Annotated in this window: 13 protein-coding genes; 6 read left to right on the top strand and 7 right to left on the bottom strand. The window is 30.8% G+C overall.

Annotation, left to right across the window (positions count from 1 at the left end; translation table 11 throughout):
• Positions 1-339 precede the first annotated feature (339 nt).
• Both KM029_RS09795 and KM029_RS09790 read right to left on the bottom strand, forming a co-directional pair.
• Entirely contained in the window at positions 340-1,539 is a 1,200-nt protein-coding gene (locus tag KM029_RS09795) for a S8 family serine peptidase (RefSeq protein WP_144073121.1), read from the bottom strand.
• A gap of 177 nt (positions 1,540-1,716) precedes the next feature.
• A complete protein-coding gene (locus KM029_RS09790; protein WP_144073120.1) occupies positions 1,717-3,552 on the bottom strand; it encodes an amidohydrolase in 1,836 nt (611 codons plus the stop codon).
• 303 nt (positions 3,553-3,855) lie between these two features.
• On the opposite strand from KM029_RS09790, the gene KM029_RS09785 reads away from it, so the two are divergent.
• Positions 3,856-4,860 carry a helix-turn-helix transcriptional regulator gene (locus KM029_RS09785; RefSeq protein ID WP_158631017.1) on the top strand — a complete coding sequence of 335 codons (1,005 nt, stop codon included), beginning with the start codon at positions 3,856-3,858 and terminating at the stop codon, positions 4,858-4,860.
• A gap of 4 nt (positions 4,861-4,864) precedes the next feature.
• Here KM029_RS09785 and KM029_RS09780 read toward each other — a convergent pair whose 3' ends face one another.
• Positions 4,865-5,488: an START domain-containing protein gene (locus tag KM029_RS09780; protein ID WP_144073118.1), complete on the bottom strand. Its 624-nt coding sequence runs from the start codon at positions 5,486-5,488 to the stop codon at positions 4,865-4,867.
• A gap of 314 nt (positions 5,489-5,802) precedes the next feature.
• Here KM029_RS09780 and KM029_RS09775 point away from each other — a divergent pair, with 314 nt between their 5' ends.
• Together KM029_RS09775 and KM029_RS09770 are read left to right on the top strand one after the other, a co-directional pair.
• Positions 5,803-6,594 (top strand): class I SAM-dependent methyltransferase, encoded by a 792-nt coding sequence (locus KM029_RS09775; protein WP_144073117.1) that lies wholly within the window; start codon positions 5,803-5,805, stop codon positions 6,592-6,594.
• A 749-nt stretch (positions 6,595-7,343) separates the two neighbouring features.
• Complete coding sequence (locus KM029_RS09770; protein WP_144073116.1) at positions 7,344-7,895, top strand: hypothetical protein; 552 nt, start codon at positions 7,344-7,346, stop codon at positions 7,893-7,895.
• A 159-nt stretch (positions 7,896-8,054) separates the two neighbouring features.
• On the opposite strand, the gene KM029_RS09765 is transcribed toward KM029_RS09770, so the two are convergent.
• Both KM029_RS09765 and KM029_RS09760 read right to left on the bottom strand, forming a co-directional pair.
• On the bottom strand, positions 8,055-8,504 hold the full coding sequence (locus KM029_RS09765; RefSeq protein ID WP_144073115.1) for a hypothetical protein: 450 nt from the start codon (positions 8,502-8,504) through the stop codon (positions 8,055-8,057).
• A gap of 81 nt (positions 8,505-8,585) precedes the next feature.
• Positions 8,586-9,245: an HD domain-containing protein gene (locus KM029_RS09760; RefSeq protein ID WP_144073114.1), complete on the bottom strand. Its 660-nt coding sequence runs from the start codon at positions 9,243-9,245 to the stop codon at positions 8,586-8,588.
• Between the two features lie 81 nt (positions 9,246-9,326).
• Here KM029_RS09760 and tpx point away from each other — a divergent pair, with 81 nt between their 5' ends.
• Complete coding sequence (gene tpx, locus KM029_RS09755; RefSeq protein ID WP_144073113.1) at positions 9,327-9,824, top strand: thiol peroxidase; 498 nt, start codon at positions 9,327-9,329, stop codon at positions 9,822-9,824.
• A gap of 183 nt (positions 9,825-10,007) precedes the next feature.
• Here the strand turns inward: tpx and KM029_RS09750 are convergent, their stop codons facing one another.
• Positions 10,008-10,826, bottom strand: coding sequence for a hypothetical protein (locus KM029_RS09750; RefSeq protein ID WP_144073112.1), 819 nt, complete (start codon positions 10,824-10,826; stop codon positions 10,008-10,010).
• 281 nt (positions 10,827-11,107) lie between these two features.
• Between KM029_RS09750 and KM029_RS09745 the strand changes: the two genes are divergently transcribed.
• On the top strand, positions 11,108-12,094 hold the full coding sequence (locus KM029_RS09745) for a helix-turn-helix transcriptional regulator (protein WP_144073111.1): 987 nt from the start codon (positions 11,108-11,110) through the stop codon (positions 12,092-12,094).
• On the opposite strand, the gene KM029_RS09740 is transcribed toward KM029_RS09745, so the two are convergent.
• Positions 12,095-13,402, bottom strand: coding sequence for a hemolysin family protein (locus KM029_RS09740; protein ID WP_144073110.1), 1,308 nt, complete (start codon positions 13,400-13,402; stop codon positions 12,095-12,097).
• Positions 13,403-13,540: 138 nt separating this feature from the next.
• On the opposite strand from KM029_RS09740, the gene KM029_RS09735 reads away from it, so the two are divergent.
• Positions 13,541-14,617, top strand: coding sequence for a branched-chain amino acid aminotransferase (locus tag KM029_RS09735; RefSeq protein WP_144073109.1), 1,077 nt, complete (start codon positions 13,541-13,543; stop codon positions 14,615-14,617).
• Positions 14,618-14,683 lie beyond the last annotated feature (66 nt).

Genomic DNA, 14,683 nt, shown 5'->3' with positions numbered 1-14,683 from the left:
AATGGATGATAACCTATGATTATCTACTTATATATGTCGGAATAATAGTTATATTTTTCTAAATGAAATTAATACAGTTTCTGATTTTAAATAGTTGTTATTTAGATGAATAGGTCTATTGATCCCTAAAGTAAGTTAATATTTATATATCAATTTGTGAATGAAACTTAAAGAATAGTATTAATTACATTTGTTAACTATTTTATGTTAAAAAATAGTTGAGTATACAGGTCAAAAACTGCTTTATTAAAAAAAGGTTACCCCTTTTTGTATAAGGAATAACCTTTTGCATTCTTATCACTTTTAATAATTTATACAACCGTTATCTGGTATTAAGTTTTATCTACTTATTATAGCGTCAGTAGTACTATCTGGATCATTTTTTACATTGCCAGAAGCTCTAGGAGCACCTAAAAGTAAAACTCCTGCAGCATGAGGAGCTGCCATCGATGTTCCACTTTTAAGACCATATTGTCCATTTATTGTAGTAGACAGAACACTAACACCAGGAGCAGCCCAATCTACAGAAGCACCAAAATTAGAAAAATAGGCGAAAGTGTCTGTACTATCAATTGCTGAAATTGTATAGACATTGGTACCGTCAGCTCCTGCTGGAGAAACATTACTTGTATTTTGAGATTCATTTCCGGCAGCAAGAATAAATTTGATACCTTTAGCTGCTGCAACTTTTACAGCTCTGTCTAAAGATGCATTTCTTGGAATACCAAGGCTCATATTTGCTACATCGCCACTTTGCCCATTTGTACCTACAAAATTAACACCTTCAATTATCCCAGAAGCAGTTCCTCCGCCATAGTAAGTAACAACTTTAACAGGAATAACAGATGCTCCTGCAGCTACACCTACTACACCAATACTGTTATCTATTGCAGCAACAGTACCAGCAACGTGAGTACCATGTCCAAATGTATCGTCTAGTGTTCGGCTATCTATTCCAAATTTAAAAATATTATAGCCTTTTGTTTCATCAACATTTAAGTCGGGGTGGTTTAAATCAATACCTGAATCAATAATATAGGCTACGTTAGTACCTGTGTAAGTTAATGCTCCGCCAACACGAGTAATTCCCCAAGGTGTTGTTTGTGTAGAAACACTATTAATTATGGTATTTTCTGTATTGTCTAAAAGAAAAACTTCATCTTTTTCAATACTAAAAATCCTATCATCAGCTTTAAGAGCTTCTAGTGTTTTCTGATCAGAAATTTTAACTGTAAACCCATTTACTACCCCTCCATAAACTCGGTCTATCATTGCTTTAGGAATTTCGAATTCTTCTACAAAGCTTTCTGCTTGAATGCGCATATCAATTTGTCGTTGTGCAAAATCTACAGGAGCATTTTGGGTTCTTGCATTGGATAGCTGGTTTTTTAATAATACAATATAGGTGTCTTTTACTTGTGTGGTGAGATCTTGAGGTTTAACAGGTTGATCGATGCTTAGATTTTCTTTTGGAGTACATGAAATGATTAGGAAGCCCAAGAATAGAGCTATCGCTAGATTAAATTTTGCGTGTGCCATTTTTTTAGTTAGGTTAACTGGTTTTTGTTAGTGATAAGATTGTTCTATAAATAACAATTGTATTAGTTTCTGTTATAAAATTACTATTAATTTATTGATAATCAAATAGGTTTCATTTATATGTACTAAAAGCCCTATCAATTACTAAGTAATTGATAGGACCTGAAATATTATATATTAATGCTTATGATTACCATGTTCACAACACCCAATTTGAGAAGGGATACTTATTTCGTGCTTTGGATTGTAGTTAACGGAAACTCCTTTTTGTCTTTTGAAAGTAAATTTACCATCCATCATGGTAGCATGTACTTTAATTTTTGAAAGATCTCTTTTTCCTACTTCAAATATATTGTCTTCAAGAACGACTAAATCGGCATATTTCCCTACTTCTATACTACCAATTTTATCTTCCATACGTGCCTGCCAAGCAGGATAAATTGTTAAGGCTTTAATACCTGTAATCAGGTCTAATGGAATTTCTGTAGGAGGAAAAGCTTGAGATTTTTCGTTCTGAGGATCTTGTAGTGTTACGGCAGTTTCTAAGTTAAAAAGTGGATCTAATAATTCTACAGGAGAACTAGGAACATCTGCAGATATGCTTACATTATGACTCCCATCTTTTGATAAAGAAGTGTATTTCATGAAATAGGTATTTACACGCTCTTCTCCTAAAAATTTATAAGCATCTTTTGCTTGTCCTTGCCAATCAGTTCCAAACAAAGGTGTTGTATTTACAGGGATATTCATTTCTACTACACGTTTATGATCTTCTGGATGTGTCCAGAAATAATGTTGAAGTACATTTCGAGCAGCTGTATTTCCTCTTTTACGAGAAGCTTCGATAGCATTAATTGTAAAACGAGTAGTAGCAGAACCATCTACATGCACATGTACATCTAAACCGTTGTCATTCGCTTTATTATGGATTTCTAACAGAAGGTTTTCTTTTACTCCAGAAACTCCAACTGTACCTGTATTTAAAAATGGTTCAAGCATTAAAGAAGTATTAGAGTTCCAATTTCCTTCAGGATGCACTTTAATACCATGCATTCTTAAACGATCGCTATTGTATTTTTCTTTTAAAGCAAGTGCTTCAGAAATTAACAGGTCGACATCATCTTTACTATTTTTATATACATAATTCTGAAATGTACGTAGCTTTAATTTACCTTCCTTATCTAGTTTATCTAAGTACTCAAAAGACCATTTCATATCTTCTTTATATACTTTTAAGTTGGTAATATTTGGAGTAATTAGCCCTTGATTAATAACCGAAGTTAACCCACAAGAAGCAGCTTTATCGTACAATAATTCTTGGCTTTCTTTCATCATTTTAGATGGGTTCCAAGCACCTGCAGTAATAAAAGCATCTAACCAGGCCAATTCTACGGCAACACCTTCCGGAGCACCATTGGCATCTCTTCTCCAATAGGTAAGCCCAGGGTTAGGATCTTTTGTGTTTTTCGATATTTTACCTGCAGCTAACCCTTTTGTATTAAACCACATATCATGGATTGTAAAATCAAAAATCATAGCTGGGCGGTCAGGAACAGCTTCATCTAAGTCTTTTGCAGTTGGCCATCCACCATATGCATCTTTATTCCAACCGTATCCAAAAACAATAGGTTCATTAGGATTTTTATCGGCATAATCTTTAATCATTCTTAAATAATCAGCTTTAGATTTAGCTTCAAAAAGAGGCACTCCAGCTTTCATCCAATTCGATGAGATTAAATGGTCGTGTCCGCTAACAAAACCAGGTAACATCATTTTGCCATGTAAATTATTTACTTCAGTGGCTTTTCCAATGTACTTTTTAGCGTCTGTAGAAGAGCCGACAAAAATAATTTTATTGTCTTTTATACCTACTGCTTCTGCCCAAGGTTGGTCATCATTAACGGTATATATTTTTCCATTTGTAAAAATAATGTCTGCTTTTTCTATTGTTGATGAATTACAAGAAGCAATGAATATTGAGATAAATAGAAGAAGTATATATTTAGATTTCATGACTTAAGAATTTTATTGATGAATATGAAAGATGATAAGTAATGCTTTCATAAGTAGAAGGGAAGAACGAGTGAGAAACCCCTATTTTATCATTAAAAAAAAGATACTTTTTTACGGCATCTCTTTATATTCATAACTTGTTTCTATTCTTTTTAGAAATCAAAAAATATATAACTCATGTGTTTTAAGTGATATTATTATAGTTGTTTAATCATTGATTTAATATTTATATCAGTATAAAAATAAGCTTTTAATGTACTAATTAGGTCAATTTATGTATATCTTTCAGTAAAATAAATGAATATGGATACGACAACTTCTAATATTATTTCTTTCCAAACAGGCTCAGTTGATTATGTCTTAGAGCAATTGAAAACAGAATTGAATGGTACTATAGAAAATAATATTCTTACGGTACATCATCCTTTTCTTGAACTCTCTTATGAAAAAATAGACACCTTTGAAGGGTTAGGTATATTACTTCATGATGTTTATTTTAAACAAAATGTAGACATTAATATTGAGGGGAATAATGAAGCCGCGAAGTATATTTATTATAGATTTGAATACAAAGGAAATATAGTATTTGATGTCAATGACCCTACCCAGTATAAGTTGCAAAATGCAGTGAATTGTATGTCAATGTTTAGTACCCAAAGAGCAGTGGTAATAAAGGGAATGAAGGGCGAAAGAAGTAGATGGCTATCTGTAAGAATATCAAAAGATTTTTTAGAGAATAATGCTACTATTATCTACAATAACTTTTTTAAAATTTTTGATATTGAACAGCGCTGGGCTTATTTCGAGATAGCTCCTGTTGAAGTTATTTTAATGTTAGAGAAAATTTTCACTTTAAAAAAAGACACCTCAATTGCCCTTAAGAAAAGTATTATTCTTGGTAAGACAATTGAGATGGTAGGTGTTTTTGTGGATAGAATGTTGAAAAGAGAAGACAACTCGTTTAATAAATCATTACATGAAAATGACCTTAAACTTATGTTTAACCTAAAAGAAGAACTTACGCAACTTTTTGATAAAACACCTTTACTGCCAGAATTAGCAAAAAAATATGGTATATCAGAATCTAAATTAAAAAGAGATTTTAAAGTAGTTTTTGGAACTACGGTACCTCGTTTTCATCAAAACTTTAGGTTAGAAACGGCATATACTATTCTTTCTACAGAGCATAAATCTATTATTGAGGTGGCACGAATTGTTGGTTTTTCATCAACATCTAAATTTTCATCTATCTTTAAAAAACATTATGGCGTAACGCCAAAAGAAATATCTGTAAAATATAAAAATTAACCTTTTACTTATTCAGTGCTTTTTTTAGTAAATCATGTTCTTGTTCTCCTTTTTTACTTTCGTTATAGAGTGCCGTAAGTGTATTTAGAGGCCAGTTCTTTTGTATCATATTTACAAAGAAATTTGGTAAATCACCTTCTGGATCTACTTGAATTTCTACTGTTATTTTGGTTTCATTGGTGCTTACTCTTTCAAATAAATAGTACAATCTTTTTAAATCTCCTCGAACCCGATCTTTTCTTAAAGGGTATTCATCTCTTTCTATAGAATGAACCAATAAACTAACAGCAGTAGTGGGTGTATCTTCTAAAATAGTCCATTTTCCCTCTAACACATATTCTCTATCGCTTACAGGCCACTGCATATCGTAATGCTCATATGTAACAAAAGAGAAGTCTTCTTCATTTTGAGCAATTAGGATTTCATCTGCCAATCTAGAAACCCATTTTTTACGAGTTTCTATATCTTCTAGAATAAAAGCAAGTCTAGGAATACTAAATGGTAGTTGAGCAACACCTTTATAAGTACTTACATCGCCTGTGTCTTGACTGCTAAGTGCAACTTCTATTTTTTCTGGAGAGGGGATAGTATGTGAGCCTAACGACTTCCAACTAGATTGAATTGACATATAATTAATATTTAGTGATGGGTTAACTTATATAAGTTACAACAAAAAAATGAAACTTCAGTTCCAATAGATTTTTATTTAAAAATGCTTTTAGTGAAGTTAGAAGTCGTATTTATTTTTACAATAATTTTGAACTTTATATAAAGAATAATTATCTTTTTATACTTCTATTTTGGTGTTTTTCAGTGATTTAGGAGTGGTTTTTATTTATCAATTTCTCAACTTATAAATCACTTTTTTATTGTAGATTTATAATTCAATTTAAATATTTGTTTTTCGAATCACAATTTATAATTCAAAAACAAATTCAACTCATGAACAAAAAAGTAGAAAGACCAGAAGAAGCGAATACAGTCTATAATCGTAGAACTTTAGATAATGACTATCGCACCTTAAAGTCAATTTTAAAGCCAGGTATGAAAGTATTGGATATTGGCTGTGGAACAGGTGCAATTTCTAGAGATATTGCTGAATTTATAGGTAATAAAGGTCATGTGATAGGAATAGATAGAACAGCATCAGCAATAGAGAATGGTAAACAAGCCTATGGAGATGTACCTAATTTGACATTAAAAGCAGTTGATCTATTTGATTTTTATTCAGACGAAAAGTTTGATTTAATTGTGGGTGCTAGAGTTTTACAATGGTTAAGTACACCCAAAGAAGCTTTAGTAAAAATCAAAAGTTTATTAAAAGATGGTGGACAAGTTTCTATTTTAGATTATAATCATAACCGATTAGAGTGGGTTCCTCAACCACCAATTTCTATGCAACGTTTTTATAAAGCATTTTTACTTTGGAGAAAAGAAGCAGGTATGAATAATGCAATAGGTTCTGACTTACTTCATTTATTGGAAGAAGTTGGATTTGAAAACATACATTCTATTAATGCTCAAGAAGATTATACAAGAGATAGAAATGATTTTGAAGACCGTTTAAATATTTGGTCTCATGTTGCAGATTTAAAGCAAATAATAGAAGAAGGATATTTTACCCAAAAGGAAAGAATTAAAGCAAAAGAAACTTATGAAGAATGGGTAAAAACTGCTGCTATTTCTATGTCAATGAAATTATTTGATGTTCGAGGTACATTTACCTCAAAGTAGGAATTCATACAAATCAAAAATACGCTATTTATAAGTAATAGCGTGTTCTTGATTTATGTAATTTTGCCTATTTATAAGTAAGAAATAGAATTTTATTTTATTTTTTAAGTCTCTTATTTATCAATTGGATACTATCAATAAAGTTGCTTTTATATTTTTATTATTAATGAACACTCATGTTTGTATTAATAGCTAAAAAGTGTGTTTAATTTAAATTCCGACTATTTTTTATAAGCTGATTCAAAATGTAATTATTTGATTATTAAGTTTTAAACTTTTAAAAACTAAGCGAATAACAATATGCACTATTTGGAAATATTTACAATTTAGTAACTTATTTTTCTTTTATATTTAGGTGTCTAGACAACTATTAATCAATTACAAGCAGCTATAATCAGATCTATTATTACAGTTTTTTTTAGTTTAAAAGGCTAACTAAAATTTAATATTGTATGAATCAAAAAACCTCTTGTAAACTATTACCAACTTCTTCATAATTACTTAAAATGAGAAACCTTTAAAACAAAAACGTAAAACTATCTTTTCAGCCAGAAACTCTTAAAAACCAGCGATAATTAATTTGAATTGCAAAAATCATATTTTTTACTTTAAAAGTATTCTATTAGAATTATTATAACTGATTTTTTTAAGGTGGTTTTATTTAGGAAGATAGTCTCAAAAAAGCATTTCTTTAAAAAAGGATGCCACTTACTGTAAAATTATTAAACTTAATAACTACAATTTTATTTATGAAAACTTTAATTCCAGCTCTATCAATTATTCTACTTCTTTGTATACATTCTTGCAACATAATCGAAGAATCTAACTTAAATCCAATTAAAGAAACAACAGCAAATGAACTTCAAGTAACAACATTTAATTCATCGCCATTGTCAGAACCTCCAGTGATGGAGTATACAACAAGGTTTCAGAATAAAATTAAGGCCACTGATGATTTTAACAATATTAAAGTCAGCTATGTAAGTCAACTAGAAGGTGCTCCATATTTGTTGTTACCTAACTTTGTAGAAAACTTGAGAGTTTATGTTAGGTATCGTAATGGTAGTGAGAGTACTTATGCCCCAGGAAGGAATGGATGGTTTGATGAAAGCACTTTAATTTGTGACTTGTTAGTTGAAAATAGCAGTGATTCTATTGTAAGAGTTGATATAGTTTTCGACTTATGGAATTTAGATTGGTATTATAACTGTTTATGCTTTTTAGATCCAATTTTTGATGATTCTACAGCTCCAACATTAAAAGAATCTAATGTTAGATTGACGTTAAAGAACATTGATTAGTAAGAATAACATTATGTAGTACTTGCTATTAGTTATTTAAGTAATGATTAATGTACGTACAGTCATAATAAAATAAGGAATCAAAAATTATTAGCTAATTTAGAATTTGACTCTAAATAGAACTGATAATTTTTGATTCCTTCATATATAGAATAAATACTAATATTCGCTTATTTCTATAGCTAATTGATTACCATTTTCGGCTGCTTTTTTATCCAAATGAGTACCGTAAGCAATTCCTAAACACAGTCCGATACTTAAACCAATACCGATATTAATTGCGTTTGTAAGTGTGCCAATAATAACACCGCCCATCATACCAATAGCTAACCAACGATTGCGGTAATAGTTTTTACCCGTATAGCTAAATTTAGTTTCAAAGTGACTAATTAAAGTAGAGTAGGTACGTTTTAATAATTTGATGAGTGCTTTATCGTTTCCATCAAATGAATTAATACTATCAACTTGTTCGTTTATAGAACTGATCTCACTTTCCGGTAACTCCTTTTGACCAATGGCAGTAAGTAAATTTTCAATTTTAGAATACAGAGAAAGTAACTTTTTATTTTCTTCTGCAGTAGCTCTTTTTTGAATTTTGGTAATGTTCATTTTATTTAACTTTTGGTGTTCATAATAGTTAGTAACCTTCAAGTCAAATTTATTACACCTAAATTAAATTTTTTATCAAAATTATAGTTTACCCTCCCATTCTCCATAAAACTGTTTTAGAAATCCTTCCATATATTGATGGCGTTTATCAGCAATTTTTTTAGCCGTTTCTGTATGCATTCTATCTTTTAAAAGAAGAAGTTTTTCGTAGAAGTGTGCTACAGTAGATGATTCACTTTTGTGATAACTATCAAAATCTTTATGCATTTCATATACCTCTTTAGGCTCATAAAGAGAGCGATGTTTACTACCACCGTAGGCAAAAGCTCTTGCTATTCCAATGGCACCAATAGCATCTAACCTATCCGCATCTTGCACAACTTGTCCTTCTATAGAAGGCATTTCATCTTTAACATTTGCCCCTTTAAACGAGACTCTTTTTACAATATCAGCTACTTGATCAATAGTACCTTTATCGGCTCCAGCTTGTTCTAACCAAGTTCTTGTTTGTCTACTACCTTCTAATAGATCTCCATTGTAAAATTTGTGGTCTGCGATATCATGTAGAAGAGCAGAGAGGGAAACAACATAAGCGTTACAGTTCTCAGTTTTAGCAATTTGTTCTGCAGATTTCCAAACACGGTAAATGTGGTGCCAATCATGGCCAGTACCTTCACCTGCAAACTTTTCTTCTATAAATTTGGCTGTTTTATTAATTATTTCTTGTTGAGATGGATTCATATTAATTGTATCTATTAACTTGTGATTAGGTCTAGTATTCTAGGCGAATTTATAAACTATCATTAAACTCTTCCAAATCAAATGGCAGAAATTACATTAAAGGGGAACGCAATTCAAACTATTGGCGAATTACCAACAGTAGGTTCTCAAGCACCAGACTTTACATTAGTAAAAGCAGACCTTTCAGAAGTATCATTATCTGATTTAAAAGGTAAAAAAGTAATCTTAAACATCTTTCCAAGTGTGGATACAGGTACTTGTGCAATGTCTACTCGTACGTTTAATGCAAAAGCATCAGGTTTAGAAAATACTGTTGTTGTTTGTGTATCTAAAGATTTACCATTTGCTTTTGGTAGATTCTGTGGTGCAGAAGGTTTAGATGCTGTTATTACAGGTTCTGCATTTAGAAGTACAGCTTTTGAAGACGCTTACGGTTTAAAAATCACTACAGGTCCTTTAGCAGGTTTATGTTCTAGATCAGTAGTTGTTTTAGACGAAGAAGGTAAAGTAGTTTACACTGAACAAGTGAAAGAAACTGTTGACGAGCCTAATTACGAAGCTGCTATTGCCGCTTTATAATTAAAAATCCTTTTAGGAAATAAAAAAGGCCTCACATATTTAGTGTATGTGAGGCCTTTCTATTTAGTTAAAAATAAACCCTGCCACTATTTGAGAGAGCTTGTGTGTACAGGGTTTATTTTTTTGTATTACCAAGTTAATTCAAATTAACACAAATTAAAAATTATCCTTAAATTATATTAATTATCTTCTTGATGGAAGCATTACATAAAACTTAACTTGTACTTGCATTTTCTGATCTTCCATAACATCTGGTCTTACTGCATTATAGTAAGCACTTACCGCAATATTAAAAATTGCTTTTTTAGTTTTTATTATCTGAGACACGCCAATTCCTACAGGAATTAACCATTTTTGCTCTCCTTCAAAACCTTCATTTTTCATCAGTAATGGAGAAGTATTAATACCTGTACCAGATTTAAACGAGTAGTTAAATATATATTGCACAGTTGTAACATCCATTTTTGCTCCTCCTACACCCCATGTAGGAGAATAAGATGCAACAGCCAAGAAACCTTTGTTTTTATAAGTAGCCCCCATGTTAAGACCTACATTCCAACTATCATCATTTGGAGATTTTAAATCGCCGTAAGTATTAGAGTTAAACATAACAGCAGGCCCTAAAAGGGGAGCTAAGATTCCACTTCCCACTTTAAAGGGGTGCATTGGAGTAAAATTGGCAGAATATTGAATATTACCTAAAGATGTTTCAGATACACTACCATCAGAAGATCTACGTGTATCAATTGGTATCATTGCAAAGTTTATTAATTTAATTTTCTTAGAAATATTTACAGGAATAGCAGGTTCAATATATAGTGTATTTGTATTTTTAGTCCCTAAAGAGGTATTATTCATAAATATAAATTTGTAAATTTTTGCTGTTGGATTTAATGCATCAACAGACATTTCCTGTTTTGAATTTTTGGTAGTAGGATTGTTTTGTGCAAATGTAAAAGTTGAAATAAGCAATGCTGAAATAACTAATAATGATTTTTTCATTTTTTTCTATGTTAAATTGAAGTATATTTTAGTATCAAAAAATTAAAATGTTTCCGTTAATTCATTGATTATACAAATGTACTTATCTTAACTTAGTTTAAGTTGTAACAAAATATTTTTTAGTTGTAAAATAATATAAGTTATATTGAGTTTTTACTTTTTTTTAAAGTGAATATAAGCGTAAATTAAGATATTTTTGCTATTTATTTTACAATTTAATTTTGTGTTTTATATCTTATTTTATCAGTTAATTTTAGTTTAATTATAAACAATAATAATTGATGTTTAAAATAAATTCCTTTAAAGAATATACAGCGGCTCTTATAGAAATATATGGCGGAGTTGAGGTTTCAAATACAACAATCGAAATAGATAATGAAAGGTGTGAAGGCATAATTAAGAAGGTTGAACTAGAAGTAGGCCTTGCTTGTGTAGTACAGCGTTACAAGATAAAAGAGAACATTAAATTGGAGTTAGATTATAGATCGTTAAAAGAATACGATTATATATTTGGTGTTTTTACAACAGGAGACTTGGTTAAATTTAATGAAACAGACCAAGAACATTCAGTAACAAGTAGCAAAAGAAATTACGGTATTTACACTTCATCAAATCATATCCAGATTGATGGTAATTTAAACAAAGGGGTAGATAACCTAGTGGTTGTATTTTTTGTAACAAAAGAATTTATCTCGAGAAAGCTATCTAAAGATGCAGCTAAAAAACTCTTTAGTTCAGATAAGTTTTATCATTACTTTGATGATATACAAGAGTTAGAATTCTATAATTTTCTCTTAAAAAAGAGTTTAAAGCAGAACTACCACTTATTAGAAAATAGGTTGTACTTTCAGTTGGGAGCACTATTCTATTTAATTTTAGGTGAGATTGAATCGCTTAGTTTAAATTCAAAAATAAATTTTGTCAATGCAAATATTAGTGATAAAGAGGTCGCAATACTTTTTGATATAAAAAGAGAAATCATCAAAGATTTATCAGAAAAACCTTCTATTGAAAAGATTAGTAAAAAAGTAGGTATTCATCTAAATAAACTAGAATTAATGTTTCAATCTATTTTTGGCTATACCATCTATAATTACTATCAATATAAACGTTTAAAGGCAGCTGCATTAGAAATAGAATTACAAAAATCAGCCATAAAAGAAATAGCTTATGATTATGGCTTTACAGATATGGCTCATTTTTCTAATACTTTTAAAAAGCAATTTGGAGTACCTCCTTCTAAATATAAACCTTCAGGTTTACGTTAATTAGTCTTCTTCAACAATAGGGAAATGTACTCTAACCATATCAATTCTTGCACCATCCATTGTTACAATATCAAATATGTAGCCGTCAATATCAATTTCTTCATCAATACTAGGAATGTTCCTGTGATGGTATAAAATATACCCCCCTAAAGTATCATATTCCCCCTCTTCTTCTATATTCCAACCGTATTTTTCATTTAATAAATCAATTTCATGGCGGGCAGTGAGTAAGAAAGTATTCTCATCTTCTTTAAAGAAGGGTAAGTCCTCTTCGTCATGTTCATCTTCAATTTCACCAACTATTTCTTCAGTAATATCTTCTAAAGTGGCAATACCAGCGGTACCTCCATACTCATCAATAATACATACCATACTTTTTTGTTCAGCCATCATAAAGGCCATCATTTCATCAGCTGCAGCAGTTTCAGGTTTAGAAGGCATTTCATGTATAATTTCTTCTATTTTCTGAGGTTTCTTAAACAGCTGTCTTGCATGGCAGTACCCTATAATATTGTCAAGATCATCTCTATATATTGGGATTTTAGAATGTCCACTTTCAATAAATAACTTTTTAAGTGCATCAATATCTTCTTCAATATCTAAAGCAACAACTTCCTTTCTAGGTATCATTACATCTCTTGCTCTTACTTCTTTAAATTCTAGAGCATTTTCAAAGAATTTTTTATCTATACTTTCAGATTCAGTATCATCATCATCTTGGCTAGCAATATCAATTTCTTGTATGTACTGCCCTAGGTCTGTGAGGTTAAAAGGTGTTTCTTTTTCTTCACTTTTAATACCCATTAAATATCTGATAGTAAACTGAGAAAGTTTTTCTACTACCCACGTAATCGGATACATAACAATGTAGATTACGTTCATTGGTGGTGCTGCAATATTTAGAAAAACATCTGGGTTAAGCATCGTTAAGCTTTTTGGAAGAAACTCTGCTGTAATTAAAACCACTATAGTAGATAATACAGTTTGAGAAATTAATACTGAAATTTCTAAAGTACTACTATCTAATGTAGGAAGCTGCTTTATAAAAAATGCTTGAAGAACTGGATCAAGAACATTTGATACAAAGATACCATACATTACTAACGCAGAAGTATTTCCGATTAAAATGGTAGTAATGAAGGTAGATTTATTCTCAAAAAATTTATTGATTAATCTTCCTGTAAAAGAATCCTTTGTTCTTTGTACTTCTATATGTAACCTATTTGCTGAAACAAAGGCGATTTCTGTTGCAGAAAAGAAGGCTGAAAACAAAAGGCAAAGTCCTATATAAATTATATTTTCGTTCATATTTTACGTTAATTTCTTATCTAAGATCAAAAAAAGTAGGCAACTCTTTCACAAATCTTGAAAATTTTCGTCTCAATAGTACAAATGTATCTATATTTATGACACATTTTACATCGCAAAAATTGTTAGGATAAAATTATGAAGGATTTAGCATTAGATATTCGCGTTGAGAAAACGCAAAATTCTCGCTTAAGCGAAGTTGATTTTAATAATATCCCATTTGGTAAGATTATGGCTGACCACATGTTTGTGGCAGATTACAGCGATGGAAAATGGCATGATCTGAGAGTCGTCCCTTATGATAATTTTCAATTAGGACCAGCAACATCATCTTTACATTATGGGCAAGCAATATTTGAAGGACTTAAAGGTTTTAGAAATGCACAAAACCCTGATGAAATTTTAGTATTTCGTCCAGAAGAAAATGCTAGAAGAATGAATGTTTCTGCAGAACGTATTTGTATGGCTACATTGCCAGAAGAAATATTTATGCAAGGCTTACATAAATTACTTGAAGTAGATAGAGATTGGGTTCCAGATACAGAAGATAGCTCTTTGTATATCCGTCCATTTATGTTTGCTACAGATAATTTCTTAGGAATGCGTCCTTCTGAAACATATACTTTTGCTATTATTACAGCTCCAGCGGGTAAATATTACTCTAAAGCATTAAAAGTAAAAGTAGAAAAGGAATTTAGCAGAACGTCACCAGGTGGAACAGGTTATGCAAAAGTAGCAGGTAATTATGCTGCATCTTTATTGCCTGCAAAATTAGCTGCAGAACAAGGTTATGATCAATTACTTTGGACAGATGCCAAAGAACATAAATATATTGAGGAGTCGGGTACTATGAACGTAATGTTTGATATAGACGGAACGTTTGTAACGGCACCTACTATTCCTGTAGAGGATACTATCCTTAGATCTGTTACTCGTTTAACTGTAATAGAATTATTACAAGACATGGGTAAAAAGGTAGAAGAACGTCATATTTCTGTTGAAGAAGTTATTTCTTCAATTAAGAATGGCAAACTTCGTGGAGCATTCGGTATTGGTACTGCAGTAACAATTGCCCCTTTTGCTACAATTGCAGAAGATGGTATTGATTACGATTTACCAACGGATTATACTTTCTCTCTAGAATTAAAAGCTAAATTCCAAGGTATCCAAAAAGGAGAATTGGAAGATACAAAAGGATGGACTTACAAGATCTAATCTTTGCGTAAAGCAGTAAAATAAAAAAGGCAATCTTGAAGTGATCTTCTTGATTGCCTTTTTATT

The sequence above is a fragment of the Flammeovirga kamogawensis genome (assembly GCF_018736065.1).
Classification (GTDB): domain Bacteria; phylum Bacteroidota; class Bacteroidia; order Cytophagales; family Flammeovirgaceae; genus Flammeovirga; species Flammeovirga kamogawensis.
Note: the sequence above shows the minus strand (reverse complement) of the source record. Positions and strands in the feature narration are given on the sequence as shown.